The 26,134-nt window shown below is 51.0% G+C and carries 18 protein-coding genes; 2 read left to right on the plus strand and 16 right to left on the minus strand.

All coding sequences use genetic code 11. The features are described from left to right. Positions 1-8: 8 nt before the first annotated feature. The 7 genes from tcuB to ACJJIN_RS20985 form a co-directional block, all read right to left on the minus strand. A complete protein-coding gene (gene tcuB / locus ACJJIN_RS20955; protein WP_444896058.1) occupies positions 9-1,076 on the minus strand; it encodes a tricarballylate utilization 4Fe-4S protein TcuB in 1,068 nt (355 codons plus the stop codon). Next, positions 1,063-2,472 carry an FAD-dependent tricarballylate dehydrogenase TcuA gene (gene tcuA, locus ACJJIN_RS20960; RefSeq protein WP_444896059.1) on the minus strand — a complete coding sequence of 470 codons (1,410 nt, stop codon included), beginning with the start codon at positions 2,470-2,472 and terminating at the stop codon, positions 1,063-1,065. The genes tcuB and tcuA overlap by 14 nt, the downstream gene beginning before the upstream one ends. Before the next feature lie 80 nt (positions 2,473-2,552). Continuing rightward, positions 2,553-4,403 (minus strand): DUF885 domain-containing protein, encoded by a 1,851-nt coding sequence (locus ACJJIN_RS20965; RefSeq protein ID WP_444896060.1) that lies wholly within the window; start codon positions 4,401-4,403, stop codon positions 2,553-2,555. A gap of 140 nt (positions 4,404-4,543) precedes the next feature. After that, positions 4,544-6,460, minus strand: a complete 1,917-nt coding sequence (gene dxs, locus ACJJIN_RS20970; protein ID WP_444896061.1) for a 1-deoxy-D-xylulose-5-phosphate synthase — start codon at positions 6,458-6,460, stop codon at positions 4,544-4,546. A gap of 95 nt (positions 6,461-6,555) precedes the next feature. Beyond that, the gene (locus ACJJIN_RS20975; RefSeq protein WP_444898280.1) at positions 6,556-7,449 is read right to left on the minus strand and encodes a polyprenyl synthetase family protein; all 894 of its coding nucleotides are present in this window, start codon (positions 7,447-7,449) and stop codon (positions 6,556-6,558) included. A 15-nt stretch (positions 7,450-7,464) separates the two neighbouring features. After that, complete coding sequence (locus ACJJIN_RS20980; protein ID WP_413663362.1) at positions 7,465-7,779, minus strand: exodeoxyribonuclease VII small subunit; 315 nt, start codon at positions 7,777-7,779, stop codon at positions 7,465-7,467. A 50-nt stretch (positions 7,780-7,829) separates the two neighbouring features. Next, on the minus strand, positions 7,830-9,317 hold the full coding sequence (locus tag ACJJIN_RS20985) for a PQQ-dependent sugar dehydrogenase (RefSeq protein ID WP_444896062.1): 1,488 nt from the start codon (positions 9,315-9,317) through the stop codon (positions 7,830-7,832). Positions 9,318-10,103: 786 nt separating this feature from the next. On the opposite strand from ACJJIN_RS20985, the gene ACJJIN_RS20990 reads away from it, so the two are divergent. Next, positions 10,104-10,673, plus strand: coding sequence for an HNH endonuclease (locus tag ACJJIN_RS20990; protein WP_282931208.1), 570 nt, complete (start codon positions 10,104-10,106; stop codon positions 10,671-10,673). Between the two features lie 53 nt (positions 10,674-10,726). On the opposite strand, the gene ACJJIN_RS20995 is transcribed toward ACJJIN_RS20990, so the two are convergent. The 6 genes from ACJJIN_RS20995 to ACJJIN_RS21020 form a co-directional block, all read right to left on the minus strand. Continuing rightward, positions 10,727-11,737, minus strand: coding sequence for a D-alanine--D-alanine ligase (locus ACJJIN_RS20995; protein WP_444896063.1), 1,011 nt, complete (start codon positions 11,735-11,737; stop codon positions 10,727-10,729). A 4-nt stretch (positions 11,738-11,741) separates the two neighbouring features. Beyond that, complete coding sequence (gene mepA / locus ACJJIN_RS21000) at positions 11,742-12,683, minus strand: penicillin-insensitive murein endopeptidase (RefSeq protein ID WP_444892054.1); 942 nt, start codon at positions 12,681-12,683, stop codon at positions 11,742-11,744. 76 nt (positions 12,684-12,759) lie between these two features. Next, entirely contained in the window at positions 12,760-13,833 is a 1,074-nt protein-coding gene (gene hisC, locus ACJJIN_RS21005; protein WP_444896064.1) for a histidinol-phosphate transaminase, read from the minus strand. Further along, the gene (locus ACJJIN_RS21010) at positions 13,830-14,870 is read right to left on the minus strand and encodes an FHA domain-containing protein (protein WP_444896065.1); all 1,041 of its coding nucleotides are present in this window, start codon (positions 14,868-14,870) and stop codon (positions 13,830-13,832) included. The genes hisC and ACJJIN_RS21010 overlap by 4 nt, the downstream gene beginning before the upstream one ends. Next, complete coding sequence (locus ACJJIN_RS21015) at positions 14,861-16,159, minus strand: S1C family serine protease (protein ID WP_413663356.1); 1,299 nt, start codon at positions 16,157-16,159, stop codon at positions 14,861-14,863. The genes ACJJIN_RS21010 and ACJJIN_RS21015 overlap by 10 nt, the downstream gene beginning before the upstream one ends. 110 nt (positions 16,160-16,269) lie before the next feature. Beyond that, positions 16,270-18,051, minus strand: a complete 1,782-nt coding sequence (locus ACJJIN_RS21020; protein WP_444896067.1) for a trans-sulfuration enzyme family protein — start codon at positions 18,049-18,051, stop codon at positions 16,270-16,272. 1,207 nt (positions 18,052-19,258) lie between these two features. On the opposite strand from ACJJIN_RS21020, the gene ACJJIN_RS21025 reads away from it, so the two are divergent. Further along, positions 19,259-19,756, plus strand: coding sequence for a hypothetical protein (locus tag ACJJIN_RS21025; RefSeq protein WP_444896068.1), 498 nt, complete (start codon positions 19,259-19,261; stop codon positions 19,754-19,756). On the opposite strand, the gene ACJJIN_RS21030 is transcribed toward ACJJIN_RS21025, so the two are convergent. From ACJJIN_RS21030 to ACJJIN_RS21040, 3 genes are all read right to left on the minus strand, one after another. Then, positions 19,753-22,311 carry a protein kinase domain-containing protein gene (locus tag ACJJIN_RS21030; protein ID WP_444896069.1) on the minus strand — a complete coding sequence of 853 codons (2,559 nt, stop codon included), beginning with the start codon at positions 22,309-22,311 and terminating at the stop codon, positions 19,753-19,755. The genes ACJJIN_RS21025 and ACJJIN_RS21030 overlap by 4 nt on opposite strands. Positions 22,312-22,437: 126 nt before the next feature. Then, a complete protein-coding gene (locus tag ACJJIN_RS21035; RefSeq protein ID WP_444896070.1) occupies positions 22,438-25,023 on the minus strand; it encodes a protein kinase domain-containing protein in 2,586 nt (861 codons plus the stop codon). A gap of 108 nt (positions 25,024-25,131) precedes the next feature. Beyond that, entirely contained in the window at positions 25,132-26,106 is a 975-nt protein-coding gene (locus ACJJIN_RS21040; protein WP_444896071.1) for an FHA domain-containing protein, read from the minus strand. Positions 26,107-26,134: the final 28 nt, after the last annotated feature.

A 26,134-nucleotide genomic window follows, 5' to 3' on the forward strand; every position in this document is an offset into this window, starting at 1 on the left:
GCTTGCTTTTAATTTTCAGGTTTTATTTGAGCATCACGAATCAAAGCTGCCATCCGATAAAAACCATGAGCCATTTTGGTGTAGGGCGTAAGTAAAAAAAAAGCGAGAACTGCACCCAAGTGTAAATCCAATAGTAGGGGTAGTGCAGCTGTTCCCCCCAGGGCAAATAGTAATAGACCGCTGAGAGCGATAAATAACAGCAGGCCAACAAACCCCATCTCCCCACTCCAAACCCTTGCCGAGCCCAGTTCTGGATCAGCTTTGAGTTTTAGTCGGATGAGCTTGCTGCACCCAACTAATATGAGTAAGCCACCGGGGATGCCAAGTAATTTGGGTATAGAAAAAATCGGGTAGGGACCAGGCATATTTAAAAAGTAGTACATTACTGTGCCCGAACAGGTAGCTGCAAAGCACAATAAGAAGCCGTATAGAACAGCTTGGTGTGCGTATCTTCGCTGGTTGCTGAATCGGTCTTCCTCTTCGAAGTTACATCCATCCCCGTGGCCACCGGATAAATTCTTTAATTTCCCTGCGGAAATTAATGCGCTCCTAAAGTGCTCCCAGGTAATTTTTTTCCCGCCGACTTTTCTCCAGTAGCGACGCAAACTTATCCCCAGGCTAAGCAGCGGATACAGAAAAGCAGGTAAAAAGATAGCGGTCATAGTGGCATGAGAAATAACTGCGTAGAAGCCCTCGCCACCACTGGGTTTCAGTGCTCTTATTACATAAAAGATAACGGCAAATCCGATGATAGTAGCCAGGGCGATCAGACTGCCGCGTTTTTGGAAAATTCTGGCAATACCTCCCGGCCAGGCAAAAGTCTCCCAGCTTTTCTGTCGCGCTTCGGCCATGACTTGGGGAATATTGATATTGAATTCGTGGGGATCGGTATACTGGCAGGCGTAGTAACAACCTCGGCAGTTGTGGCAGAGATTGGCCAACTGGGTGATGGTTCCCTCTGAGAAAGAGCGGTGTAGTTGAAGTGCTGGAAAAACGGCGCAGTAGCCCTCGCAATAGCGACAGGCATTACAGATTTCTGCTTGCCGCCGTGCCTCTTCCAAATTATCCATTTGCATAGTTAGCGGCTTCCCTGCCAGCAATACGCCCAAAAACGGTGCCGATCATCATACCCAACCCAGCCAGATATCCCTGACTTAGGATTGACCCGGCCATGGTTTCCCCTGCAGCCCACAAGTTTTTTACCGGCCCTGTGGCAGTGCTGCACTGGGCATTCTCATCAATCTTAAGCGCCAGATAAGTGAAGGTAACCCCGGTGCGTAAGCTATAGCAGTAAAATGGTGGCTCGCTGATGGGGCGGGCCCAATTAGTTTTTTCTGGTGTCAGGCCGGTAGTGGCGACACTATCCAGCTCGGTGGGGTGAAAAGCGTCACTACTGCCACAAGCAGCATTGAAGGTTGCTATGGTATCGATCAGTTTTTCAGAGGGTAAACCGGTTTTTTCCGCGAGTTCCTCCAAGGTATTCGCCTCGGTAGGAGGGAATGCTGACGGCATAAACATTTTTAAAGACTTGGAGTCGATAATTGCAAAAGCCACCTGGTCTGGCTGTTGTGCGACAAGGCGGCCCCAGATGGCATAGCGTTTGGGCCAAATATCTTCTCCCTCGTCATAAAAGCGCTGGGCATCCTTGTTAACGACGATGGAAAAGGGGACACAATCCAGGCGGGTTACTATGCCCCCATCAAACTTCGGGGCTCGCCCGTCAATTGCCACTGCATGGCACTGGGTGGGATCTCCGACGGACTGCACGCCTTGCTCCAGTAAATCTTCCAAGACCACACCCCGGTTATAAGGTGTTCCGCGTATCAGGAAATTTTCGGCAGCTGGGCCCCAGGCTTTTTCCAACCACTCAAGGTTGGCTTCGAATCCGCCGGAGGCTGCTACAACTGACCTGGGTTCAATTTGGTATTGCTGTCCCTCGTAAACATAGTCGACACGAGCAATAAGATTGCCTTTCAGCTGCAGGTGCTTAACGTGTGCCCGATACAGCACATCAATGCCTAATTTGTCTGCAGTTCGGTAATAGGCGTTAACCAGGGACTTACCGCCGCCGAGGAAAAAGGCATTAGTACGTGTGAGGGATAGAGTGCCGGACAGAGGCGGCTGGAAATGAACGCCGTGCTTTTGCATCCAGGGAAGCGCTTTTTCTGATGAGCGTATAACCAGCCGAGCTAACTGCTCATTGGTTTTACCCCCGGTAACCTTTAGCAGGTCTTCATAGTACTCGTCTTCACTGTAATCACCTTCCAGTGGACCCAGGGGGCCTCGGTGCATACAGCGTATATCCCTGGTGTGGCGGGAATTGCCGCCTCGATAGGGCTTGGGGGCAGTTTCCAGGATAATCACCTTGGCCCCAAGTTCGGCAGCAGTTATCGCTGCGCACAGAGCGGCATTGCCACCCCCAATTACGGCGAGGTCGTAGTGATTGTTCACCGGTAGAAAACCCTTTTGCAATGGATCAGTGTTCCATTGCAAAAGGTAGGTGAAAACTGAGAATAAATAGGCGGGCAGGCAATTCCTGCCGCAAAAAATCGTCAGCTGGTGGCGGGTTGTTCAGCTTGCTGCATGTCGATGTGAACAGATACAGAGGCCTGGCTTTCCAGCCAGTTGTCCATACGCTCTTCAAGAATATTCAGTGGCAGTGCTCCAGATCCCAACAGAGCATCATGGAAACTGCGAATATCAAAATTGCTGTCCAGGGTTTCCTCCGCTTCCGCACGCAGCTCTTTAATTTTGAGTTGCCCCAGTTTGTAGGCCAGGGCCTGGCCCGGCCAAACCAGATAGCGGTCGATCTCGACGGTCACATCGTGGAGTGGCTTGGCGCTGTTTTCCATAAAGTACTCGATTGCTTCCTCGCGACTCCAGCCCAGCTGGTGCATACCGGTATCCACTACCAAACGCACTGCACGCCACATATCGTAAGTGAGTGCACCGAACTCGCTGTAGGGGTTTTTATACAGGCCCAGGTCGTAACCGAGACTTTCTGAGTAAAGGCCCCAACCCTCCACAAATGCGGTGTAGAGGGCCATACGGCGCAGCGGGTGAATATCAGTTTGCTCTTGTGCCAGGGCGATTTGCAGGTGGTGACCTGGCATTGCCTCGTGCACTGTGAGCGCCTCCATTTCCCACTTCGGGCGGCTGGGCAAGTTGTAGGTATTGGCAAAGAAAATACCTGCACGGCCAGCCTCATTGGAGCCCGGTTGGTAGTAGGCAGTAGTTTGGGCCTGCTCTGAGTAACCGGGAATTGGTTTCACACCATAGGGCAGGCGTGGCAAGGTGCCAAATAGGGCGGGCAGCTCTGCATCAATGCGTTTGGCAATATCGCGATAATCCCTCAGTAACCCCTCCCGGCTGGTGTGGTAAAAGCGTGGGTCGGTACGCAGAAACTCGGTGAATGTTTTGAAGTCTCCCTGGAAGCCCGTCTTCTGGATAATTTCATCCATCTCCCCGCGAATTCGCTTCACTTCCGCAAGCCCAATGCGGTGGATCTCCTCGGGGCTGAGGTCGGTGGTGGTACTCTCTTCCACTTTATGGGCGTACCAGCGCAGACCGTCAGGGCGGCTGGTTAAAGCGGTATCCACCTGGGCCTCGGGAATATATTTGCGCTCAACAAATTCAGCCATACCCTGCCAGGCCGGTACCAGTTGTTTGCTGTAAATGGCATAGGCGCGTTGCTGCAGGCTTTTCCGCTTAGTTGCTGGGATGGCCTCAGGCATTTGATTAAATGCCGTCAGCAATGGGCTGTGCTCCGGCGCGGCAGGTACCAGTGCGCGTATCTGACGCGGCAGGTCGCGCAGGGTAATTTGTGGTGGTGTGACCCCTTTGCGCAGGCCCCGGCGCATCAGACCCTGGGTTTGTTCAATCAGGATTGGCAACCTTTCCAGACGGCTGATTATTGTTTCGTAATCGGCTGCAGTGCGCTTGGGCATGCTATTGATAACAGCCGGTACATTGCGCTGAATACCGCTCATATGGGTAATTGGTTGCAAGTGCTCTGGAAACTGGAAGCCTTTTACTTCTCCCAATAAGTCCTGGTAAAGCAGCTGGTAATCCAATTGTTGCCCGGCTGGCAGGTCGCTCTGGTCGATATTGCGTGTAGCGCCCAATAGGATTCGGGTCTGCTTCTGCCTGAGTTCCACAGATTTCAGGGAGTTATCTACCCAGCGATGATTTTGCCCGGGGTAGCCCTCGTAGGTTGCCTGGCTGGGATAACTCTCCATAATCCAGCGATAGCGTAAATCCTGTAAGGCGATGAGGCGCTCGGAGGCGCTGGTCTCCGGAAGGGACTTGTATGCTTTGCGGAAGGTATCCTGATCCATCGCCGAGGTATTGAGGCTGGCAATAAGTCCCAGGGAAGTGAATAGGGCTTTTCTGATAAACGACATAGTCCCCTCGAGTGAAAGCGTGTGGTCCAAATAGTGGCCGGATTTAGTCAATGGGTGGTTTGTTACCACTGCCGGCAATTTATTGCCGGGCATTCGAAGAGCAGCCAGCCGCATTAGCTGGCTGCCAAAGGCGGGCTGGGTCAGTTGGCTGCCGCTGTGCGACTGCCAAACTCCTGGTGATTGATCAGTTGCAAGCGCCTGCGAATCTGTTCCTCAATACCGGAAGCATTGAGGCCGATGGCCGCCAGCAGGTCTTTGTGCTTGCCGTGCTCAATAATTTGATCGGGTAGCCCCAGTTGCAGCACAGGTACCGACCGCGCAGTGCTATTGAGGTATTCGAGTACGGCACTGCCAGCACCACCAGCAATAGTGTTCTCTTCGATGGTAACTAAGAGTTGGTGACTCTCGGCAAGTTCATCGATCAGTGCTTCGTCCAGGGGTTTTACCCAGCGCATATCGGCTACGGAGGCCCCCAGCTGCTCTGCAGCGGCCATAGCGGGGCCGAGTAAGGTTCCGAAGCTGAGGATGGCTACACCACTGCCCTGGCGCAACAGGCGCCCCTTGCCGATCGGCAGCTCTGTCATTTCCTTGTTGATGGCGGTACCCATACCAGTTCCGCGCGGATAGCGCACAGCAGTGGGGCCGTTGTGTTTGTAGGCGGTATAGAGCAGCTGGCGGCATTCGTTTTCGTCACTGGGCGCGGCGATAGCCAGGTAGGGCAGGCAGCGCATAAATGTGAGGTCAAAACTACCCGCGTGCGTGGGGCCATCTTCCCCTACCAGGCCGGCGCGGTCGATGGCGAAAGTGACATCCAGGTTTTGGATTGCCACATCGTGCACCATTTGGTCGTAGCCGCGCTGTAAAAATGTCGAATAAATAGCAACTACCGGCTTTTGCTCTTCACAGGCGAGGCCCGCAGCGAGAGTGACGGCGTGCTGTTCGGCAATGGCAACGTCGTGGAAGCGGTCTGGGAAGCGCTTGGAGAACTCCACCATACCGGAGCCCTCACACATGGCCGGGGTAATAGCGACCAGGCGCTCGTCCTGTTCTGCGGCATCGCACAGCCACTGGCCAAAAATATCCTGGTACTTGGGCAGTTTCTTCTTGCCGGGTACGGCTACTTGCACCTTGGCTTCCGGCTCCAGCTTGTTCAGCGCGTGGTAGCCCACCGGATCTTCTTCAGCAGGGCCGAAGCCTTTGCCCTTGGTGGTGGCAATATGCAGGAGTTGCGGGCCCGGCTGGCTGCGCAAGTTGCGCAGGGTGTGGACCAGGTCGTGCATATTGTGGCCATCCAGGGGACCCACGTAGTTAAAACCCAGTTCTTCGAACAGGGTGCCCGGCGTGATCATGCCTTTGACGTGCTCTTCGGTACGTCGCGCCAATTGCCAGGCTTTGGGGATGGCAGACAGTATCTTACGGCTGCCCTCGCGCATATTCAGGTAGGTTTTGCTGGCTAGGATTTTGGCGAAATAGGTAGCCAGGCCGCCGACATTTTTTGAGATAGACATACTGTTGTCATTGAGAACAACCAACATGTCCTTGCCGGTATGCGAGGCGTGGTTCAGGGCTTCGAAAGCCATTCCCGCCGTCATGGCGCCATCGCCAATCACCGCCACTACCTTGCGATCGTCAGGGGAGCCCAGGGCCATACCCAGGGCGGCGCTGATCGAAGTGCTGGAGTGGCCGACTCCAAAGGTATCGTAGGGGCTCTCACTGCGCTTGGGGAAGCCGGACAGGCCCCCTTGCTGGCGCATGGACAGCATCTGCTCGCGGCGACCGGTGAGGATTTTATGGGGGTAGGTCTGGTGGCCCACATCCCAAACCAGCCGGTCCTCCGGGGTATTGAATATGTAATGCAGGGCGATGGTCAGTTCCACCACACCGAGACCGGCACCAAAGTGCCCGCCGGTCTGGCCGACACAATACAGCAGGTACTCGCGCAATTGGCTGGCGAGTTCCGGCAATTGGCGTTCATCGAGGGCGCGCAGCTGCGCCGGGTCGTCGATCGAGTCGAGAAGCGGTGTCTGCGGGCGTGTGCGTGGAATTTCTTCGAGCATCAAATGTATCAGTTGCAACAGATGGTGATATTGAGGGGGATTGTATGCCCGTGGCGGGCATATTGCATCCCAAACCCCACAGGCAAGGCTGTAACTTAGTGTCCGCGCTGCACGATATAGTCTGCGAGCTGCTGCAGTAGCAGGGTATCGCCATCGAGACTTTGCAGTGCCTGGGAGGCCTGGGCGTGCAGTTTTGCCAGCTTGTCCCGGGCGCCGTCGACGCCGAGCAGAGAGACATAAGTGGGTTTGTTGCGCAGGGCATCGGCGCCCTGGGTTTTGCCCAGAACTGCGGTTTCAGCAGTGATATCGAGAATATCGTCCTGCACCTGGAATGCCAAGCCAATAGCTTGGGCGTAGCGGGTAATAATCTCCAGCCCCCTCTCGCCGGCACCGCCCAGCAGTGCGCCCATACGAGCGCTGGCACAAATCAGAGCCCCGGTCTTGAGGCGGTGCATGGGCTCCAGCTGATCCAGGGTCAGGGTTTGGTCAACGGAGTCCAGGTCGATAGCCTGGCCGGCGACCATACCTCGGGCCCCCGCCGCAGTGGCGAGCTCACGCATAAGCTGTAACTGCAATTGAGGGGCGAGGGGTTCAGCGAGGAGCAACTCGAAAGCTTGGGTTTGCAGTGCGTCGCCGGCGAGAATGGCTGTGGCTTCGTCATAGGCGATATGACAGGTGGGGCGACCTCGACGAAGGTCGTCGTCATCCATTGCCGGCAGGTCGTCGTGGACCAGGGAGTAGGCGTGAATGCACTCCAGGGCTGCCGCTGTGCTATCGCAATAGGCCAGGTCAAAATCGACACCCCGAAAAACCTGGGCACAAGCGTAGACGAGAGCGGGGCGCAGGCGTTTGCCGGGGCCCAGTGCGGCATAGCGCATTGCTTCGAACAGCTTTTCTGAGCCGTCGATCGGGGTGTTGAGCGCCTGCTGGATTCGGCTTTCAACGCGTGTGGAGGAGGCCTGTAGGAAGGCTTTCAGCTCCTCTGGCAGGTTTGCGGAACTCACTTAAACTGGGTCCCCGGAGTTGTCGTCGGCATCAAAGGGGAGTTCGCGGATATTGCCACTCTCTTCAATTAACAGCTTCACTTTCTGCTCGGCTTTGGCGAGCTTCTGTTGGCACTCCCGGGTGAGTTTCACTCCCTTTTCGAAATCAGCGAGAGCCTCCTCCAATGGGAGATCTCCGCCTTCGAGTCGCTCAACCAGCTGTTCCAACGCCTCGAGACTCTCTTCAAAAGTTGCTGTTTTTTTCTTTGCCGCCATAGCATCGCCTCTTAATTGCGGGGCAACCTTAGCGGCTGGCGCTGCGGGGGTCAATTCCATGGCCCCCTCATCCGGGAGCCTCTTCTCAGTGTCGTTTAGGCGTGCAATTCCTAGAGGCTCGACTCCTGGGATAAAAGATAGTGCGCCAGGGCTTTTTTCTGCACCGCTGTAAAGTTGTAGTTAGGCATTGGTGGTGTTGGGGCATCGAAGTAGTCAGCCAGGGTCTGCGCTGTGTATTTAGCGGACAGGTTGCGTAGGGGAAACTGGGCCTGATGGCAGTGGGCACAATCGTTAGACTGATAGAGCTGCGCGCCCAGTTGCACCACCTCGGCATCTATTGAAAGCGCGTTGGCCGTGGATGTTTTTTGCAGTTGTGGCTGCTGTGTTGTCAATACAGCTTGGCGAGGGGGGCCTTGGCTCACACGATAAACTGCACCGGCGTAGTCATCGGAAATATAGATGTTGCCCAGTTTATCCTCGGCGATGGCGACAGGGCGGCCGTAAACCGTTTGGCGGTCATTGCTGAGAAATCCCCACAGGAAATCCCTCTGTTGAATTTCCCCGTCGTCACCCCAGTGCAGGGAGACAACTTTATAGCCATCTTTCACGCTGCGGTTCCACGAACCGTGCAGGGCGACCAGCGCTGCATGGCGATACTCCTTAGGCTGTTCCACACTGCGCAAAAATTTAATCCCGAGTGGCGCGTTGTGAGCGCGAAATTCGTACACGGGAGGAATTGAGTCAGCAATCTTTTGCTGGATTTCAGGGCTTGCATCCACCCCAAGATCCGGATCGGGAACCCGGTCACCGTAGGCGTAGGGCCATCCGTAGAATTGGTCTTTGCGAATCAGGTTGAGCTCATCTGGCGGCAGGTTGTCGCCGAGCCAATCGCGGCCATTATCTGTTGCGTAAAGTCCGCCATCTTTTGGAGACCAATCGAACCCCACACTATTACGCAGGCCGGTGGCGTATATTTCAAAATCATCTCCATTTGGCTTCATTCTCATGATGGTTGCGCGGCGAGGGTCTTTTTCAATACAAACGTTGCAGCTGGAACCACTGCTGAGAAAAAGCCATCCTTCGGGACTCATATCAATAGTTTTTGTCCAGTGTCCATCGTCCTCAAGATTTTCAATAATTCTCTGGTAGCGCCCAGCGAGTCGCCCATCGGAATGATCAAAGGGAACCCGTCCAACTGCGTCACTTTCGGCAATATATAACCAGCCGTCGTGTAGCAATAATCCGTGGGGCCGTTGAAGATTATCAATAAGGGTCTTTTGCCCGTCACTGCGGCCGTCGCCGTCTTTATCTTGTAATAAAAGTGAAACTTTGCCATGTTTGGGCTGGGAGACGATGATGTCTCCATTGCGGGTCACTGTGAGCCAGCGTGCGCCGGGAACATCCCCTGCGAATAACTGGACCGAGTATCCATCTGCTGCGGTCAGCCGGCCTGTCACTTCTTTTTCTGTTGTTTTGACACCACCGACCAGTTGGCGCCAAGGCACACTGACGCTGGATTTAAAGGTGGCTAAGGCGGTAGAAAGCACCGCGCCGAGGGCGATAAAAAATATTAGCGTATATTTCAACGTTTTCTTCATGGTATCGATTGAACTTGAAATAAAGATGTATATAGTTGCCGCGCTTATCTATTTACCCCTATAGTTAACACGGGATTAATTTCCTGTCTCCCCTCCCTTTTGTAACAGGTAGCTCAGTTTGTGAGATATCTCTTACACAAAATTCAGCAGATTTCCCCTACTTTTTTCTCCCTTGATGTCCATAATTAACTTGCAAGGACGCGAAAGGGACTGCACTACTGCGGCAATGGATAAATGGATTGCGCCGCTCGCCCTAGGGATATGGGCACCATCCTGTGAGACGCACCGCCCGGGCCGGATTGCCTGGGCGGTGTTTTACATTCTGCTTTAACCTGCCTGCAACGCTTTCCACAATTTACACCTTTCTTCTGTAATTTGCTGTTATTCCATCAGCGGTATGTCACTGTCTGGAATTTGTAATAGTTATCCGCTTTAATGTTGATAGGCCGGCCAAATTACCCATGAGCCGGCGGAGGGTGGCGCATTCAGTAATCTACCAGCAGAAGTGCCCGTATCACCCAAGGCAAATTTACGCCTGTGGGCATCTGTATTTTCGTTGGTAAAAAAACTTTCAGGCTTTTCCATACGGTCTGGGAGCAAGTTTTTACTGTTGAAGGTGGAAGTGTTTTCTTACACTGAGAATTGCGCCAGCCTCTGTCATCGTCATCCAGCCCCTTCGAGCTGTCACTCCAAAGCTTCTTTTTTATTTTTCATAATAATCTTTATGACTACACGGAAACAGTTCCGGGGCTGCCTTGTTCTATTCGACTGTGGGGAGGCGAGGTTATGCACGCGAGAATATTGCGTTTAAACCTGGCGGGACAACCGCTGGAATGGCTGAGTTGGCAAGAGGCATCCTGTCTGTACGTGCGGGAGCTGGTTACATGGTCGCTGGGAGGTGTTGTCCAGCGGGTAAGAGGAGGCTTTAATCGCAATGGCGATCGTTCCAGCCTCGATCTGGCCGCTATTATCGCCTGTGGCGGTGCACGTATGGCCCGTCCGCGCCGGCGCCCACCTCTAACAAATCGAGCACTGTTTTTTCGCGATTCCCATACTTGTCTTTATTGCGGTAATTTCTTTAAAAGTGTGGATTTGACACGGGACCATGTTATTCCTGTTTCCAAAGGCGGAGTTGATTCCTGGGAAAATGTGGTCGCGGCCTGCAGGCGCTGTAACCAGCATAAGGGCAATCAACTATTGGAAAATATCGACATGGAGTTGTTGGCCTTGCCCTTCTGCCCCAATGCAGCCGAATACCTAGCCTTGATTAACAGTGAGCGGATTCGCGGCGATCAGATGGAGTTTCTGCGCGGTCAGTTTTCACGGCGACGTCAACAGGGGTGGTTGTTGCACTAGCCCGTCGAATCGAAATGAGCAAAAAAGAAAAGGGGCCAACAGGCCCCTTTTAATTATGTCTTGTCGTTAGGTGAAGATACCGCAGAGCGGATCAGGCCGGCCAGGTATTCGGTGAAATTGTGCCCGTGGTTTTCCATCATTTTTGGGAACATGGAGTTAGGTGTCATACCGGGAAAGGTATTGACCTCATTGAGGTAGAGTTCGCCGGTTTCTGTCAGGAAAAAGTCTATGCGGGACAAATCCTTGAGCTTTAGGGCCTTAAAAGTGCGCAGGGATACTTCGGCTATCCATTGAAGCTGTTCTTCGTGAAGATCGGCAGCTTCGATAAAGGTGACCGCGCGACTGCCTTCGGCATACTTTTCCTTATAAGTGTAAAAAGTATCTGTTGGGGCGCGTACTTCCCCTGGGCGGGTTGCGACGACATCATCGTTGTAGTGGTAAACCGCAACTTCCAGCTCTCTGGCTTTCAATGCTTTTTCTATCAGCACATAAGGGGAGAGCTTAAAGGCGTCCTCGATCGCGGCCTCTAACTCCTCTTTGTCATGGACCTTAAAGCAACCTACGGAAGATCCCTGATTGGAGGCTTTTACAAATACCTCACCCCAGTTCTCCAGGGCATCGTGAGCTTTTTGTAATTCCTCGATTTCAGTGCTGTGCAAAAACTCGTAAGGTGTGTTTTCAATACCCAGGGCACTGAGCCACATCTTGGTTTTAATTTTGTTAAAGCAGATTTTGCTGGGCTCAGGTGCAGAGCCAAAATAGGGGATGCCGAACATATCCAGTTGCGACTGCAAATCGCCGGTTTCTCCCGGGTAGCCATGAATTGCAGGAATTACGTAGTCCACATCCCAGGAGTTACCCTCTTCATCGCGAATTTTACGATCGTAAAAGATATGGTAAACCCGGCCCTGGCTGTCGGTAAGGCAGCCACTGTTATCCATTTCCACCCGCAATAGGGCGATGTCCTCTGCTGCTGACAACTTGTCCTCGATAAAATCAGCAGTTCTGAGGGATACGTCGTGCTCGCTGCCGCCACCGCCGCAGATAAGCAAGGTGTTAATCATAAAATTATTCCGTCGTAGTGCCTGCCGAAGGTGCGGTTAATACCTGTTCGCACTGTTGGGGCAAGGTCTTTGGTTTCGGCTTTTTCTGTTTCGGTTGGGGTTTAGTGCCATTGAGAATTGCATAGAAGTCATCGCTAAACCACCAATCCAAGTCACTGCCACAGGCTGCAGTGGTCACCGGAGCCTGGGGCTTACAGTTGGTGCTTCCCTCTGGGCACGCCAGGCGCACATGAAAATGGTAATTGTGCCCCCACCAGGGACGCACTTTGCGCAGCCACTCGTTATCTTCGCCGGATATTTCACACAGGTGGCGCTTGATGGTCGGGTGTACAAATATTCGTTCGACCCGCTGGTCCTCTGCGGCCATGCGCAGGATTTTGGGAACCCGGTCGTCCCAATTTTCAGGGATTAGGCGGTGTTTGCGCTCATCAGCCAAGGCAACAGCAGAGATATTATCACGCTCCCACGGGGTGAGGGGACGCTCTGCCGCCCGCCGATCCTGGGAATACCAGATGTCTACGTCCAGGCCGGTTTGGTGGCTGTTGTGCCCACCACTGCCGAAAGGGCCCCCTCGGGCCATAGACATGTCACCGATCTGGATTCTGCCCAGATCTTTCTGCGCTACGCTCTGGGAAAACTCCTTCAGGAAGTTAATGGTCTGGGGGTGGGCAAAATGTCGATCGCGGCCAGTCCTCACCAACTGATAGCCCTCGCCCCTCAATGGCAGGGTCTCCCCGCCACTCAGGCAGCCATTGGTGTAGGTGCCAATACTCGATGGTGTCTGTGCACTGGGCCCTTCGACCTTATCCCAGTCGTTGGCACTTGCGGCGCCGCTCGCCAGGGCCGAGGCGAGAATCAGGGTGTGGGTTAGTTGCCGTAAAAATCCCGCTTTAAAGGGGCTAACGGCCTCGGTAGTGGATACTGAATTTTGAGCTTTCGGGTGCATAGGTCCCTGGATACCAATAAGTCACAGTTGTCGGGCCACCTCAAGTGGCGCCCGACGAGTATAGACAGACAGAGTGCTAGCTCTGTGACGCAAGTATCTCTTTGCAGTTCCGTATCAACTGCTCCATTTCCTCATCGGTGCCAATAGAGATACGCAAGTACTCACTGATCCGGGGCTTGTTGAAGTAACGAACGAGAATATTACGCTCCCGCAGTGCCAGATACAGGGCTTCTGCGCCGGGTTCCGGTGGTTTGGCCAGAAGGAAATTGGCTTGGGAGGGAATCACTTCGAACCCCAGGTCTGTAAGCGCCCGCTCACAGCGCTCGCGGGTGGCGATGACCTTGCCGCAATTGTCGCTGTGCCAAGCGGTATCGCGGATCGCTGCGGTGGCCACACGCTGGGCAATGGCATCAATGGGGTAGGAGTTAAAGGAGTTCTTGGCCCTTAGCAGTCCTTCAATCAGGTGCTTCTGCCCCATGGCAAAGCCGAGGCGAAGCCCTGCGAGGGCATAGGACTTTGACAGTGTGTGTATCACCAACAGGTTGGGGTAGCGATCGATGAGTGTTGCTGCGCTCTGGCCGCCAAAATCGATATAGGCCTCATCAATAACCACCACTCTCTCAGGCTGTGAGCGCAATAGCTGCTCAATCTGCTCTAGCGGCAGGTACCGTCCCGTGGGTGCATTGGGGTTGGGAATAATTACACCGGCTGCAGGAGCGGCATAGTCCTCAAGCTGGATAGAGAAATCACTGTGCAGGGGAACAGTGCGGCTTTTGATATTGAAGAGCTGGCAATAAACCGGGTAGAAACTGTAGGTGATATCCGGAAATAGCAGGGGCTCGCTGCGGCGGAAAAAACTGTAAAAACTCAGAGCCAGCACTTCATCGGAGCCATTGCCCACAAATACTTGCTCAGCAGAGAGATTGTGCTTATCGGCAATAGCGCGGCGCAATTCACAGGACTCCGGGTCGGGATAGCGGCGCAATGCATCGGCAAAGTCGTGTTGCTCCAAGAGCTTTAAAGCTTCGGGAGAGGCAGGGTAGGGGTTCTCATTGGTATTGAGCTTTATCAGGGTTTCACTCTTGGGCTGCTCCCCGGGGGTATAGGGTTCCAGCTGGTCGAGCCCTGGGCTCCAATAAATCTTGCTCATGATTCTACCTCTGCGGTACTACTTTGATTGTCGCTGGAGGAGCCTTCAGCGCCTTCTTTAGTTTCTTTTTTCTTAATGGGGATATCAAACAGGTCGGCCGAATTTCCAATAAATTCCTGCATGGGAACAGGGTTGCGGAACAGCATATTATCGTATTTCAACTCTGTGGATATCGGCGGAACCTCGCTGAATTCGTCCATATTGTTAACGCTTTCAGCTAAGCCCAGGCCGAGGAATGCCAGTGGCAGTGTCAGTGCCACTGTCCAGCGCCAGCCTCTGGCGAGGTTGGTGGCCAAATAGCAGGCGGACCAGAGCATTGCCGGTAATATGATGGCGAGTACCAGGAAGTCCAGGACCTGAATAGTAGTGCCGATGGCAAAATTGAAATTTATTAGCCCCCTCAGCCATTCCCAAAAAGTGTAAGTAAGTGCACCTATGGCGGCGATGGATAGATGGGTGAAAAAGTGCGTTTCATGCCTGACAACCCTGCCGATAAACGCCCAGACTCCGGCGTAAATCACCATACCAATTATGGCCGTGGCAAGAATGTTGACGGCAATAGTCCATTGATAGTTTCGGGCGTAACCGAGGTAGCTCATCAGTACGCTGGCGAAGCCAAAACACAAAAGCAGCAGTATTGCTCCCAGGGGGTGGGACAAGCTGGAAAACAGGTTCTCTAGTGAATGGAGAGGGGTAGCTTCAGGTACCGGGTCATCCGTATGGAAAACCCGGAAGCGTGACTTCCCACACTGCAGCAAGTCACCGGAGGAGATCCTGTGTTGAGCGATGGTATCGGGTTTAACGAACTTGTCTTTCAGGTTTCCCAAAAGCTGGCAGCCGTTGATCGAATTGAGGTCGTGTAAGACGTACTGGCCGTCCTCTCCCCGCTTGATTTCGGCATGGTGGGCATCGGAATGGATGTCCTCCAGAATTGCATCGTTGTCGTAAGCGCGGCCCAGGGTAAATTTATCCCCGTCCATTCGGTAGCGCAGCTGCACCCGGTGGGCGCGATTGAGTTCTTCAATAATCAGGGCCATTGGATCTCGCTCGTAAACTTCTGGGTAAAGGCGTCGGCGGACTCCTGGGTAAAGCCGGACAAGGTAAAGTGGCTGACCAGTGCGCGATTTTTCTGATCCACACTTAGGCTCAAGAAGAAAATATCGTAGAGGTCAGGGAAGTCCTTGTAGCGCCTGACACAGTAGCTGGTGCGCGCGATTAGGGGCTCGCGATTGCGATCCGGCTTCGATACCGAGGTTTCATTGCCGCGCTCCTGAGAGGTAAATCCTTGCTGGCAGCGGAAATTGGTTACATCTTCTTCTCCAGCGCTATTGCCTGGGTAAAAGGAGTCCATCTGCCCTTCGTACTCGGCATAAAAGCGCGCGGGCAGAAGATCCTCGGCCTGCAGCCAGAAAAATTCGTACTCTACCCGCCCGGTGTTGAAGTCGTCGGACAGGAAAATAACATCTTGTCCGGTGCAGCCTTTATCAATTCGCTTGATCGGATTGGTTTCGCTCTCTTGGGTGTTTCCCCAGCATTTAATGGCTGGAATTATTTCACCGACAACCTGGGCCTCACCGAGGGCGCGACGCTGCCAGTCGGCCCTAAGTATTGAGTCGATAATTTTTTGCTGGTTATCCAAAAGCTGTTGATAAGTTACTTGCTTCAGGTTGAGAGTGCCGCCCTCGGCGCGATAATGCTTTAAAAGCGACGACAGTTTATCCACTGGCACCAGGAAGCTAACCTGGTTGCCCGCAGTTGCCACATTAATGCCCACTACCTGCCCCTGGGTATTGATCGCTGGCCCGCCGCTCATTCCCGGATTGATAGATCCGGCAAAGTGAATACGATCGTAGAAGCTACCGCCGGCAATACCGTTATAGGTCCCGGGAATCAAGGTCATGCCCAGGTCCAATGGGTTGCCCAGGGAGACAATGGTTTCCCCTTTTTTGGGGGTGTCTGTCGCCAATTCCAGGTATTCGTCTCCGGGCTTCTCCTGGCGCAGCAGCGCCAGGTCATTGACCACATCAATATCCAGTAGAGTTAATTTTCCCCGGGTGCCATTAACTGCAAGATATTCCAGGGAGTACTCGTCCGGCTCGCTAACCGCTTGAGCCACTACGTGGTAATTGGTGGCGATCAATCCATCGGGGGAGATTTGAAAGCCTGACCCCAGGCCGGCTTTTGAATTGGAGGATTTTTCGATAAGTCGAATTTGATAGAGGCTGCCGCGATAATCACTGTAGAGCTTTTCATAGCCTTGCGCCATTGCAACAGTGGATAAGCAGCACAGAATCCAGGCGAAGAGCCACGTGGAAAGTTTCGGCATTTTGAATTGATTAAATTGTGGACAGGAAGCGTGATACTACGGGATATAGGATAGTGCAACAAGCGCCCATCACCGGCGCTATCTACCGGTGATGGATTTGTTTTGGATGGTTAGAGATAGTCCACAATTTTTGGCTGTGTCTCTATCACTTTCTGGTGCGACTCGAGATAAAAGCGGCTGAAGAGTTTGTCGGCTTCTTCTGGAGCGATAAAGCCCTCGCTAAAACCAGGGCTAACTGGATCGAGATGCAGGCGCGCGCAGTTGATCACATGAGCGGCCATCTGCGCCATATTTTCATCCCCAACAGAAATTCGGATGGTGGTTGGGAATATACCCGCCGCTTCCATCGCTTCAGGTGATAGCTCTGAGTGAGATGTCAGGGCAGGGCAGAGCACCATGGTATTTGTCTGGCCCAAGCTCACCATCTGCCCGAAAGCGGGCTCCAGCGCGTCAAAGAAACTTTTAAAGGCCTCGGTGGGAATTTGCGCAGCTTCCATATCAATGCTGAATAATGGTGTGGGGAACTGGTAGCGCATCAGTGACTCTCGCAGCCCGGAATTGGGATGGGTTTCCACTGCATGGCTGTTGACACGAATCTTGCTGTGACTGGCGAAGAAATGGCTGAGGCTCAAAGTATTAATGCACTTGGTGAGCATGCGCATTTCCAGGGTGCGCATACCGCAATGCACTTCCCAGGCCTTATCTGCATCCAGGAAAGCCCCCTTGATGTAATAAACATCCCAGAACATGCACTGATCCCAATTAAGGCCTTTTGCGCTGTCGCCTTTTGGGATAAACATGCGGTGGTTTTCGCCGATAACCACACCGGCAGTAGCGGCACCGGTGCCACCGATATCCTTGGTGTAGGAGTGAACAACAAAATCCGGTCTCTCTTCCCTATCTTTGCGGCGTAGTGGCTGATATAGGAAAGGGGTTGCCAGGGTGGCATCCAGGCTTACCAGGATATTTTCCCGGTGAGCGGTTTTACAAATAGCCGGTACATCCAGCATGATCCCGTGGGGATTGCATGGAGACTCAATATAGACGTGTATTTTTGCTCCGGCACTGATTGCGTCTGCGTATGCATGCTGGGTATCAGCCAGTAGCTTTTCGAACTCTTCACCGGTAGTGCCATCAAACCAGGCCAGATTGATAGACAGTTTATCTTTGCGGGCGTAGAAATCCTGTAACAGCTGGTGAGTGCCGCCATAGATATTCCTGGAAACAATTAAAATATCCCCGTGGCGCAATTGATTTGACAGGAGTGCATCGATTGCAGCCATACCGGAATTAAAATTCCAGGCCATATACTCACTGGCTTCAGGTCCGCATTCCAAATCCACAATAGCATTGGCCAGGGAAATGGAAGTGGGGTTGAGTAAACGTGAATAAATATCGTGGCTCGGTTCGCGCCCACGGAAAGCATCGTCCACCCACTCGGTGCAGGCATAAATGTAAGTTGCCGTGCGGGCAATTACCGGGGTTGCAGAAAAAATAGCGGGAATATTATCGAACAGGGGATAACCACCCCGTGTGGTGATATTAAAGTCGTCCCCCTGTAGGCTTTGAAAGCTAGCTCGCAATGGGTTTTGTAAGGTGTCCAATAATTTAGCCAGCTGGAAACTCATAAATCGCTTGGCATTGAAATAGGCAATCTTGTCAGACTTGTCTAAGCGTTGGAGTGTGTCCGTTACCTGGCTCCACAGCTGGCTTAGATTGCCCTGTGCCTGGTAGAGCAGGGTTGCGGTCTGTTCTAACAGTTTTCCATGTGCTGACTCACTATCAATACAAAAGTGCTGCAATTGCTCTTTTGCCAGTTCATCAATATTTTTTGCCTCGGTGCTGTTGCGGCGGGGAGAGAGAATTTTTACATCTTCTAGGTTCGCTTCCATTGTGTCCTCACTACGTGATGCTTTTTGTTATATGACGACTCTAACAGTCCTGTGCGGCGCATAAAACACTTGGCGGGCAATTAGTGTGTAATTTGCTGTGTTTTGGCGTGATCGATCTGTAATTTGGAAATCTGTACAGTAGCTTCCAGTTGAGGGGGTAGGTGGCTGTGGTATTGGTTGCCGGCCATGGAAAGGCAGCCCCCACAACATTTAAACAGGATTTAATTTCCTCGCAGCCTTAGGTGGCGCGATGAAATAAAGGGATTCAGCGCAAGCTGAACGGTCAAGCTGGAATCGACAGGTGTAGAGTCTTAGTCGATTCTCTTGGATGAGCTTGTCCGGGCATGGATGCCAAATTTTGCTCTTGATAGTGTTGTTGTAACCGTCGATGGTTGGGACCATCATTTCGGGCCGGCAGTTTTATTACTGCCGGCTTTTTTTTAATTTGGACTCCATTTTGAGAGCGATTACCCATACAATATTTTCCAGTCTTCAAGCCTGCCGTGTAGCACCCAATAAAGTTCTGAGACGCAATTCAAATTGGATTGAATTGGCGAAAGGGGTCATCGATTGATTTCAACAAGCTCCAAGAATAGTTTAATATTTATTTTAAAAAATATGCCCTGATTCTGGTCTCGGTGTCGCCATAGTGGAAAAGGAATAATCCTTCCACTCTTGGTTCTGCTTAAATTAAGCGTTTATCAAATGTTATTTTTGGCGTACGACGACTCCGTGTGTCTATTTTAATTATTTGGTGTGTGGTTCCTGTAATGAGGTGTGATCGACCTGTAATCCTTAAGTCTGTACATTGACGTCCAGTTGAGGGAGTACAGGTGGCTGTGGGAACAGTTACCTCGCCATGGAAGGGCAGCTCCCACAATAAAATTTCGGATGGATTTAATTCTCCTATCGCCCTGTGCGCGTTAGAGAGTAAAGGGATTCAGCGCAAGCTGAACGGTCAAGCTGGAATCGACAGGTGCAGAGCCTTGGTCGATTCAACTGGATATGCTTGTCCGGGGACGGATGCTGAAGTTTGCTCATGATAGTGTTGTTGTAACTGTCGATGCTTCGGGTCAGTAACTTCAGTTCTACTGGCTTTTTTAAAGTTGAGACCGGTTATGATAACGCGGTCAAGGACGTAGTTTACAACAAGATAAAATGTCCTTTGGTGATACCATATAACAAATTTTTAGAGAGGGATGGAAATATGGTCAATTGTGCTGACCTACCTGTACTTGACGTAAAGGTGCCTAAAGAAGGGTTAAAACTGGATTTGGTTCTTCAGCCTAAAGAGCAAGAAGATGGTAAGCCTCAGTACTGGCCGCTGTTTAATGCGGTTAACCCTGAAGAGCACTTCGGCAATATGCACTTCAAAATCCATAAGCGTGCAGTATTGACTCTGGAGGTGACTCTGGATTTATCACAAGTACCGGGTCGTGAGTTGGAATTTGTTCGCTATCGCCAGAACCATAAGTTAGATGGTCTTATTGCCCTGAGCCCGGATTTTCGTCACCAGTTCCGTGCTCGCGCTAAAGAAGTGGATGGTGAATTCACTAAACTGATTATCAAAATTAGGGATAGAGAGGATATCCCCGATAACTTCTCTTTCCTATGGATGTGCGTGGATGCGGAAACCGGTGCGCACTTTGTCTCTGGGGATCCAGAGGCGCAGGTTGACCCATTTCCGGTTAATGAGCCGCTTTAGTCGCAAATAGCCGACATAACTTTTTGTGAGGTTTGGGGTTGGGTGCAGAGTTTTTTAAATGCCGGTAAGGCAAACCACTCTGCCCCCATTCCTAGCTCAATTAGCTCTTCTATATAGTAACTTGCTGATCGCCATTCCTCGGAAAGGGCATAGATAAGGGCCGCACTGTAGGTGATATCGGTGTCATCTTGGTTCATTTTAAGCAGCTTGTTAAGTATTACTATTGATTCAGCATGCTGGTTAAGGTTCGCCAGGGCTATTGCTCGGATTCGATACTTTCTGAGGCTTTGATCTCCATCCTTAATATTTGAGGTTAGCTTTAATATCTTTTCATACTCATTTATTGCGAGCTGGTTATTTCCCAGCATTTGATAGGTTTCTGCAGTTTGATATATCGTAGTTAAGTTCTGCGGCGATATAGATAGCACTTTTTTATATTTGTCTAATGCTTCCTGATATTTCCCTTGCAGAAAATAAACTACCCCTAAATTGGCTTCGGCGCTTAAGCTTCGGAATTGTTCTGGAATTGCAATGAAAGCCTTTTGGGCGATTTCCAGGTTTCCTTGTTCTAATTCAATTACCCCAATAACAGCATGAGCCGACCAGAAATCTGGATGCTTTTCTAGAAGGATACCTAAAGTTTTTCTTGCTTCGTCATAGTTTGCGATTTGAAATTGGTTTATTGCAACCAAGTATAAGTTCAGTGCGGAGGGGTTTAGAGTTGAGGCTTGCTCTGCATAATAGAGGCCTTGCTTATAATTTTCTTGGGAATAGTAGAATCGGGCATATTGAGCAAGTATGTGTGCAGAGGGGTATCCTTTAGCCTGAAGTTTATTTAATATCGCTTCAAATCCCGCTCTATCTATGCCTGTGGACTTAATATAAAGTTGGGCTTCAAGAAGAGCAGTTTTGTCGGCCCCAGTAGATTCTGCACTGGCTAATATCCCAAGAGCCGATGTAAGTAGGCTGGTATCGTTGCTAGCCAAATATTGTTTAGTGGCTATTTTCGCATATAGGGAGTATAGGTTTGAGTTTTTTGGATATTTGCCAATCAACTCTTTTGTTATTTCTAAATCTTCTGGTTCGGTAGCGGTACTCGCAAATTTCGTAATTGTAGAAAGATACCGAGTATAGTCTTCAGGCGCCATTCTAACATCGGCGACCGACTCTTTATGGTATTTGCTTGGAAATAGATCTATGGCGCTATTCCGTATTGAATATTGGGACTCTTGTCTCTGTTGACCTGTAAGAAATATAAAAGAAATTTGCTTTTTGACTTGTTTGTCTAACGGGTTAATAACTTGTATTTCAATGTTGCAACGCAATTGCATGCACTCTAAACGTGCCGCTAAAGCATCAGTAATCCCCTTTTCCTTCAGCCGTTGTAATTGGTCATCTAGGCTGGCTTGTTTTCGGGGGTTATAGCTTACTAAGGCGCTTGACTTTAGGTGGCTTGGGGTGCTCATAAGAGCTTGGCGTACCATAGCGGTGACTAGAGTGTCCGTGTTTTGATCGGTTGTTTTTCCGCTAAATTCGACAGGAAGTACTGCAATATATTTGGGGGGCAGCTTAGAGTAAGTTTTCCAGCCCCATGTTACAACTGTAGCTAGAACAGCAAAGCCGGCTAACCATTTAGTCAGACGGTTATATTTCTTGCGCGGTTTGATAAGCAACTGTGTTACTGTTTCAGAGTATTGTTGGGTGTCAGCATCAATGCCATGATGGCGGACTAAAGAAAGAGCTTCGAAAACTTGCTGGGCAGAGTCTGGGCGTTGCTCGGGGCGCTTACTTAAGAGTCTATCGAGTAGTGCTACAAGTGGCTTAGGTATTTCTGGCCAGTAGGTTTGTGGAGGAATATGGGGTGCGCTACAAATTTGTTGGGCAAATGCCAGCGCATTTAAGTCTCCACGTTCAAAGGGCTTGTTGTTGCAAAGCAGTTCGTAGGCAATACTGCCCAAGCTAAATAAGTCACTTCGAGCATCCAGAGGGGCACCTTGAACCTGCTCTGGGGACATCGCCTGTATGCTGCCAGCGATATGATCTTCTCTGGTCAGTTGTTGGTCACAATCCAGCGCCTTGGCGATGCCAAAGTCGGTGATTTTTGCTACGCCATCATTAGTGACAAGGATATTTTCGAGCTTAAGATCTCTATGAATAATACCTAGGGAGTGAGCTTTACTTAGCCCCTGACATATTTGCATCAACAAGTCGAGCTTTACTGCCAGGGTAGGGCTATTTTCGCGAAGCCATTCTTTAAGAGTGACACCCTCAACCAGCTCCATAACAAGGGCGATCCCGTTAGTTTCCTCCAGTACGTCATAAAGCCGCACAATATTTGGATGGTTCAACCTGGCTAGAAGTTCGGCTTCGCTGCGAAAACGGGCCTCTGCAGAATTTCCACTTAAGTCAGAGCGGAGGCGCTTAATAGCTACCTTTCGCCGAAGCTTGATATCTTCGGCTAAGTAAACAACCCCCATACCACCAGCACCCAGGGTGCGCTCAACCCTGTAACGGCCTTGATATTCCTCAGTTTTTTCCAACGCAACTACGTCCATTGTATTGAGTTCTTCTCGGATGGATGGGGGATTTTACCTGATAGTACAATTTCGTGAAGGGATCTGTCGCCTTGTAAAGGGAAATGGTTCACGTTATTCCATTCTGTTTGATTTGCTTTTGGTGACTTAAGTGCCAATTCTGTCAGTGCATAACGCTGGATAACTGGAACGCAAATCATCAAAACTGGCGATGGTACAAATAGACTGAAAGCCAACGGTAGTGAACCACACTGGGGCTGCGCCTAGCTCCAAGGTCTTTCGTATGTAGGCTTTGGCGGAGAGCATCTCACCACTTGCCATATAAACCTGAGCATGGATGTAATTTACAAACAAGCCATTGCTAGGGGCTGTGTCGTCAATCTTCAATAGTGTTTCAATGGCTTGTTCTGCCTGGCCCAGCTCTGAGTAAGCCTTTGCCCGGAGTAATAGGCCAAGCGAATCTTGTTGATTCTGTGTCAGGTTCAGAGCGTGTCGGGCAAGCTCCAATGATTTCGCTTGCCTATTTTCTAGGCGAGCAATTTCTGCGAGCATTAGATATACATGAGGGGCGTTTGGGACGCGTTCAGCGATATGATAGAGGCAGCTTTTGGTGTCCTCGAACTGCTTTTCGATATAGTAGGATAGGCAGAGATTGAAAGTATCCCAATCTCCCAGCTGTTTTAGGCCCAGCTCACTAAGGAATCGGATAGACTCCTTTGGGTGGCCTGAGCCCAACTCAATAGTTGCGAGTAGAGAAATAGCATCATTATATTGATTGTTGAGGCGGATAGCGTGTAGAAGTTGGAGTTTGGCATTCTCCATTTGCCCCATTAAAATCAGGGTTGATGCCTTTTGGTGAAGATAAATGGGACTGATACGAATATCGAGTGCATGGTTAATGACATCCAAAGCACGTTTGTAATCCCCCCCCCGCTGGTAAGCTTTCGCGCGCAGAAAGTAGTAGAGCGCTTGGTCGGGCGATTGCAATTTTAACTTTGCGAGTAAGGTCTCTGTGCGTTCAGTATCTCCCAGATAAATGGCAATACGTATCTTGGTAGCCAATACAGATGGAGAGTTGGAAATCTTTGCGGGTATGTTTTTGAGGAGCTCATTGAGCCTGCCCCGTATTTTGACTTTCCGTGAGTGATAGAGGTGGGTGACTAGCAGATCTGCCAACAACTCATAGTAAGGGGGGAAATAGGGGTTCTTCTCTAGCAACTTTTCTATCTTGGTAATTGCACTGGCAACATCTGCTTCATTATTGCGCTGCTCAAATATCTCGAGATAAAGTTGGTAATCTGCTGGACTTAAGGTGAACTGGGCTCCTTGGTTTTCTATAGGATAGTTGGGTAGCAGGTATTGCATTTGCTGAAAAATGCGTGCACGGCTCTCCAGGGGAGCATCTAGGTCCAGCATGGTGCTACGGTTGGAGGTCTCGACGAAATCTTCGGTTTCTATTAAAGCGAATGAAGCTTCGCACAGAGTCGCTTCACAGCTCAAGGCGAATTGCAGTAGTAGTTGTGCGTTGAGCGCTTTCGCCTGTTCACGCAGGGGCTTGTCTTTTAGCTGTTGTGACTCCGAATAGGGGACTAGCAGTAAAGCTGCTTGATCGGACAGCCCCTGCTTGATAGAGCTGAGGAGATTGCTGGCCAGTAACCTTTCCTCGCGGTTATGTAGACTGGATAAGTCTGGCTCAATAATCGCAATATATTTTGCCGGGGGCTCTTTGCTGCTCGGCTGGAAAAACCGTGGGAAAACTGCGGTGGCTAAGCCAAATAGTATTGTTCCGGCTGCCAAGAGTATTCCGGCTAGGAATTTGTGGCTTTTGTTTTTACGTCGGCGCTGTACATGAAAATCTTCGGTCGTGATCGTGATTTCGCGTTCAGTGGTATCTTGTTGGGCCGATGTTAGTTGACCTAGTATCACATCTAGGTCGCCGGCTACAGCAGCAGCACTGACGGGACGCTTGTCAGGGCGTTTGGCTAGTAATTTATCTAGCAGTTTGCATAGTGCTGTAGGAAGACCTGTATTAATGACCCCTGCAGGGGGATGCGGATTGTTGATAATCCGATCGATGATAATATATGGACTTCCGTGCTTGCCAAACGGCGGTTGGCCACATAGCAAGTGATAGGCTAGCATCCCTAGCGCAAATAAATCACAGCGGAAATCCAATTTTTCGCCGAGGGCTTGCTCGGGGGACATTGCGTACCAGCTACCGGCGATATGCTGCTCTCGAGTGAGCGCTATTGTATCCTGCCAACTTCGAGCAATGCCAAAGTCCGCGATTTTAGCGATATTATTACTATCAATAAGGATGTTGTCAGCTTTTAGGTCGCGGTGAATAATGCCGGCGGCATGTGCGCGGGCCAACCCTACAGTGATTTGCTTGAGCAGTTGTATTTTTTGGCGAAGATTGGGGTTGAATTCCCGTGCCCAATAGGTGAGCGGGCGGCCATCAACATACTCCATAACGAGGGCAACATCGTCCTGCTCCTCCACAACATCGTAAATTTGTACAATATGGTTGTGGTTAAGCTGAGCGAGCAATAATGCTTCCTGGCGAATTCGCTGTGAAGCAAACTCATTGCCGGGATTATTGAGCAGTCGCTTTATGGCGACCTGTCGGTTGAGCCGCTCATCTTTGGCGAGATATACAACCCCCATTCCTCCAGCTCCAATCTGGCCGATGATCTTGTAGTGCCCGATATAAGAAGGTGGTTGCGATGACATTGTAAATCTTGCCAAGGGGTGAGTGATTCAGTTCCGCCCCCCCTGGCAAGTAATGACTGAATAGGTAAATAGGAGGCTTAGCCTTAAGCCCCTTCGCTGAAGGCGAAATTATACTACTTCCAACTCTGCTTTTGCCTCAAGTTGGTTACCTTTAAATATTTCGAATTGTGGACAACCTATACGGATTTCCCAGGAGCGACGCTCTACTAAGCTAGAAGTATCTACTGCGTCAGGTAGTGACTCGGAGATTTGTTTACGAGCACGGAAAATCTGGGTGTTTAGGTGGTTGACCGTAATACCTAGCTCATGAGTGGCCACTTGAATAGAAACCCAACCCTGAGAGTCTGTATCTATACCGCTCTGCATATCCTTGTAGCGGGCACGGGCGAGATACAGTAATAGATAGTTATGAATTCTTGCGGGTAGGGACTGCTTCATGCCTTCACGCTGAAGTTGTAACTGCACGTGCTCTTCGTGGGAGCTCACAGAGAACTTCAGCTCAAAGTCGACAATAGACAGCTGCTGCAGTGACAACTCTTTCGTTGCCCCTTGGTTGTCCGCCAGGAAAAGCTGCCAGCTATTAAGTCCACAATCTATACGATCGCCATGATTGACCAGGATTTTATCGCCATCGTCAGCGGATGCACCGGTAAACTCGTATAGCCACTGCCCGGTGAGGGGGCTGTACTGCAAGCTGGCAAGGGGCTCATTTTCATTGGGCAGCAGGTGAAACTGCTCCAGCTGCTGAGCTTCGCCGGATTGGATATCGATCAGCAAATTCTCTGGACCGTCGAGGTTCTCAACAATCCAGGCTGGATTGTTGGCTCGTCCAAATGCGATCTTGTCGCCAGTTTGAAGTGGGTAACTCTTAGCTGGCACCAGCTGCTGGCCATTTAGCCAGGTGCCATTGCGACTCAGATCGCGGATATTCCAATGTGTACCGGTCCACTGCACTGCGGCATGGATGCCCGATATCTCAGCACTTGTGATTCTTGTGTCTACTGCACCCTGCCGGCGCCCAATGGTGTGGTGTGCCATTAAGTAAACTGGTTGTTCCCTATCTGGATGCTGTAAGCAAGCCATATTCCTACCCTTCTGTCGTGGCCAACTC

It is taken from the genome of Microbulbifer maximicatervae (SeqCode) (genome assembly GCF_052467505.1).

Bases quoted from the DNA above. Each gene is read 5' to 3' on its own strand.
- ACJJIN_RS20995 (WP_444896063.1), bottom strand. From the start codon at position 11,737: ATGATTAACACCTTGCTTATCTGCGGCGGTGGCGGCAGCGAGCACGAC.
- hisC (WP_444896064.1), bottom strand. From the start codon at position 13,833: ATGAGCAAGATTTATTGGAGCCCAGGGCTCGACCAGCTGGAACCCTAT.
- ACJJIN_RS20965 (WP_444896060.1), bottom strand. From the start codon at position 4,403: ATGTCGTTTATCAGAAAAGCCCTATTCACTTCCCTGGGACTTATTGCC.
- ACJJIN_RS20980 (WP_413663362.1), bottom strand. From the start codon at position 7,779: ATGGAATTGACCCCCGCAGCGCCAGCCGCTAAGGTTGCCCCGCAATTA.
- ACJJIN_RS21020 (WP_444896067.1), bottom strand. From the start codon at position 18,051: ATGGAAGCGAACCTAGAAGATGTAAAAATTCTCTCTCCCCGCCGCAAC.
- ACJJIN_RS21025 (WP_444896068.1), top strand. From the start codon at position 19,259: ATGGTCAATTGTGCTGACCTACCTGTACTTGACGTAAAGGTGCCTAAA.
- ACJJIN_RS21015 (WP_413663356.1), bottom strand. From the start codon at position 16,159: ATGCCGAAACTTTCCACGTGGCTCTTCGCCTGGATTCTGTGCTGCTTA.
- tcuB (WP_444896058.1), bottom strand. From the start codon at position 1,076: ATGCAAATGGATAATTTGGAAGAGGCACGGCGGCAAGCAGAAATCTGT.
- ACJJIN_RS21035 (WP_444896070.1), bottom strand. From the start codon at position 25,023: ATGTCATCGCAACCACCTTCTTATATCGGGCACTACAAGATCATCGGC.
- ACJJIN_RS20990 (WP_282931208.1), top strand. From the start codon at position 10,104: ATGCACGCGAGAATATTGCGTTTAAACCTGGCGGGACAACCGCTGGAA.
- ACJJIN_RS20985 (WP_444896062.1), bottom strand. From the start codon at position 9,317: ATGAAGAAAACGTTGAAATATACGCTAATATTTTTTATCGCCCTCGGC.
- ACJJIN_RS21010 (WP_444896065.1), bottom strand. From the start codon at position 14,870: ATGGCCCTGATTATTGAAGAACTCAATCGCGCCCACCGGGTGCAGCTG.
- ACJJIN_RS21030 (WP_444896069.1), bottom strand. From the start codon at position 22,311: ATGGACGTAGTTGCGTTGGAAAAAACTGAGGAATATCAAGGCCGTTAC.
- dxs (WP_444896061.1), bottom strand. From the start codon at position 6,460: ATGCTCGAAGAAATTCCACGCACACGCCCGCAGACACCGCTTCTCGAC.
- mepA (WP_444892054.1), bottom strand. From the start codon at position 12,683: ATGCACCCGAAAGCTCAAAATTCAGTATCCACTACCGAGGCCGTTAGC.
- ACJJIN_RS21040 (WP_444896071.1), bottom strand. From the start codon at position 26,106: ATGGCTTGCTTACAGCATCCAGATAGGGAACAACCAGTTTACTTAATG.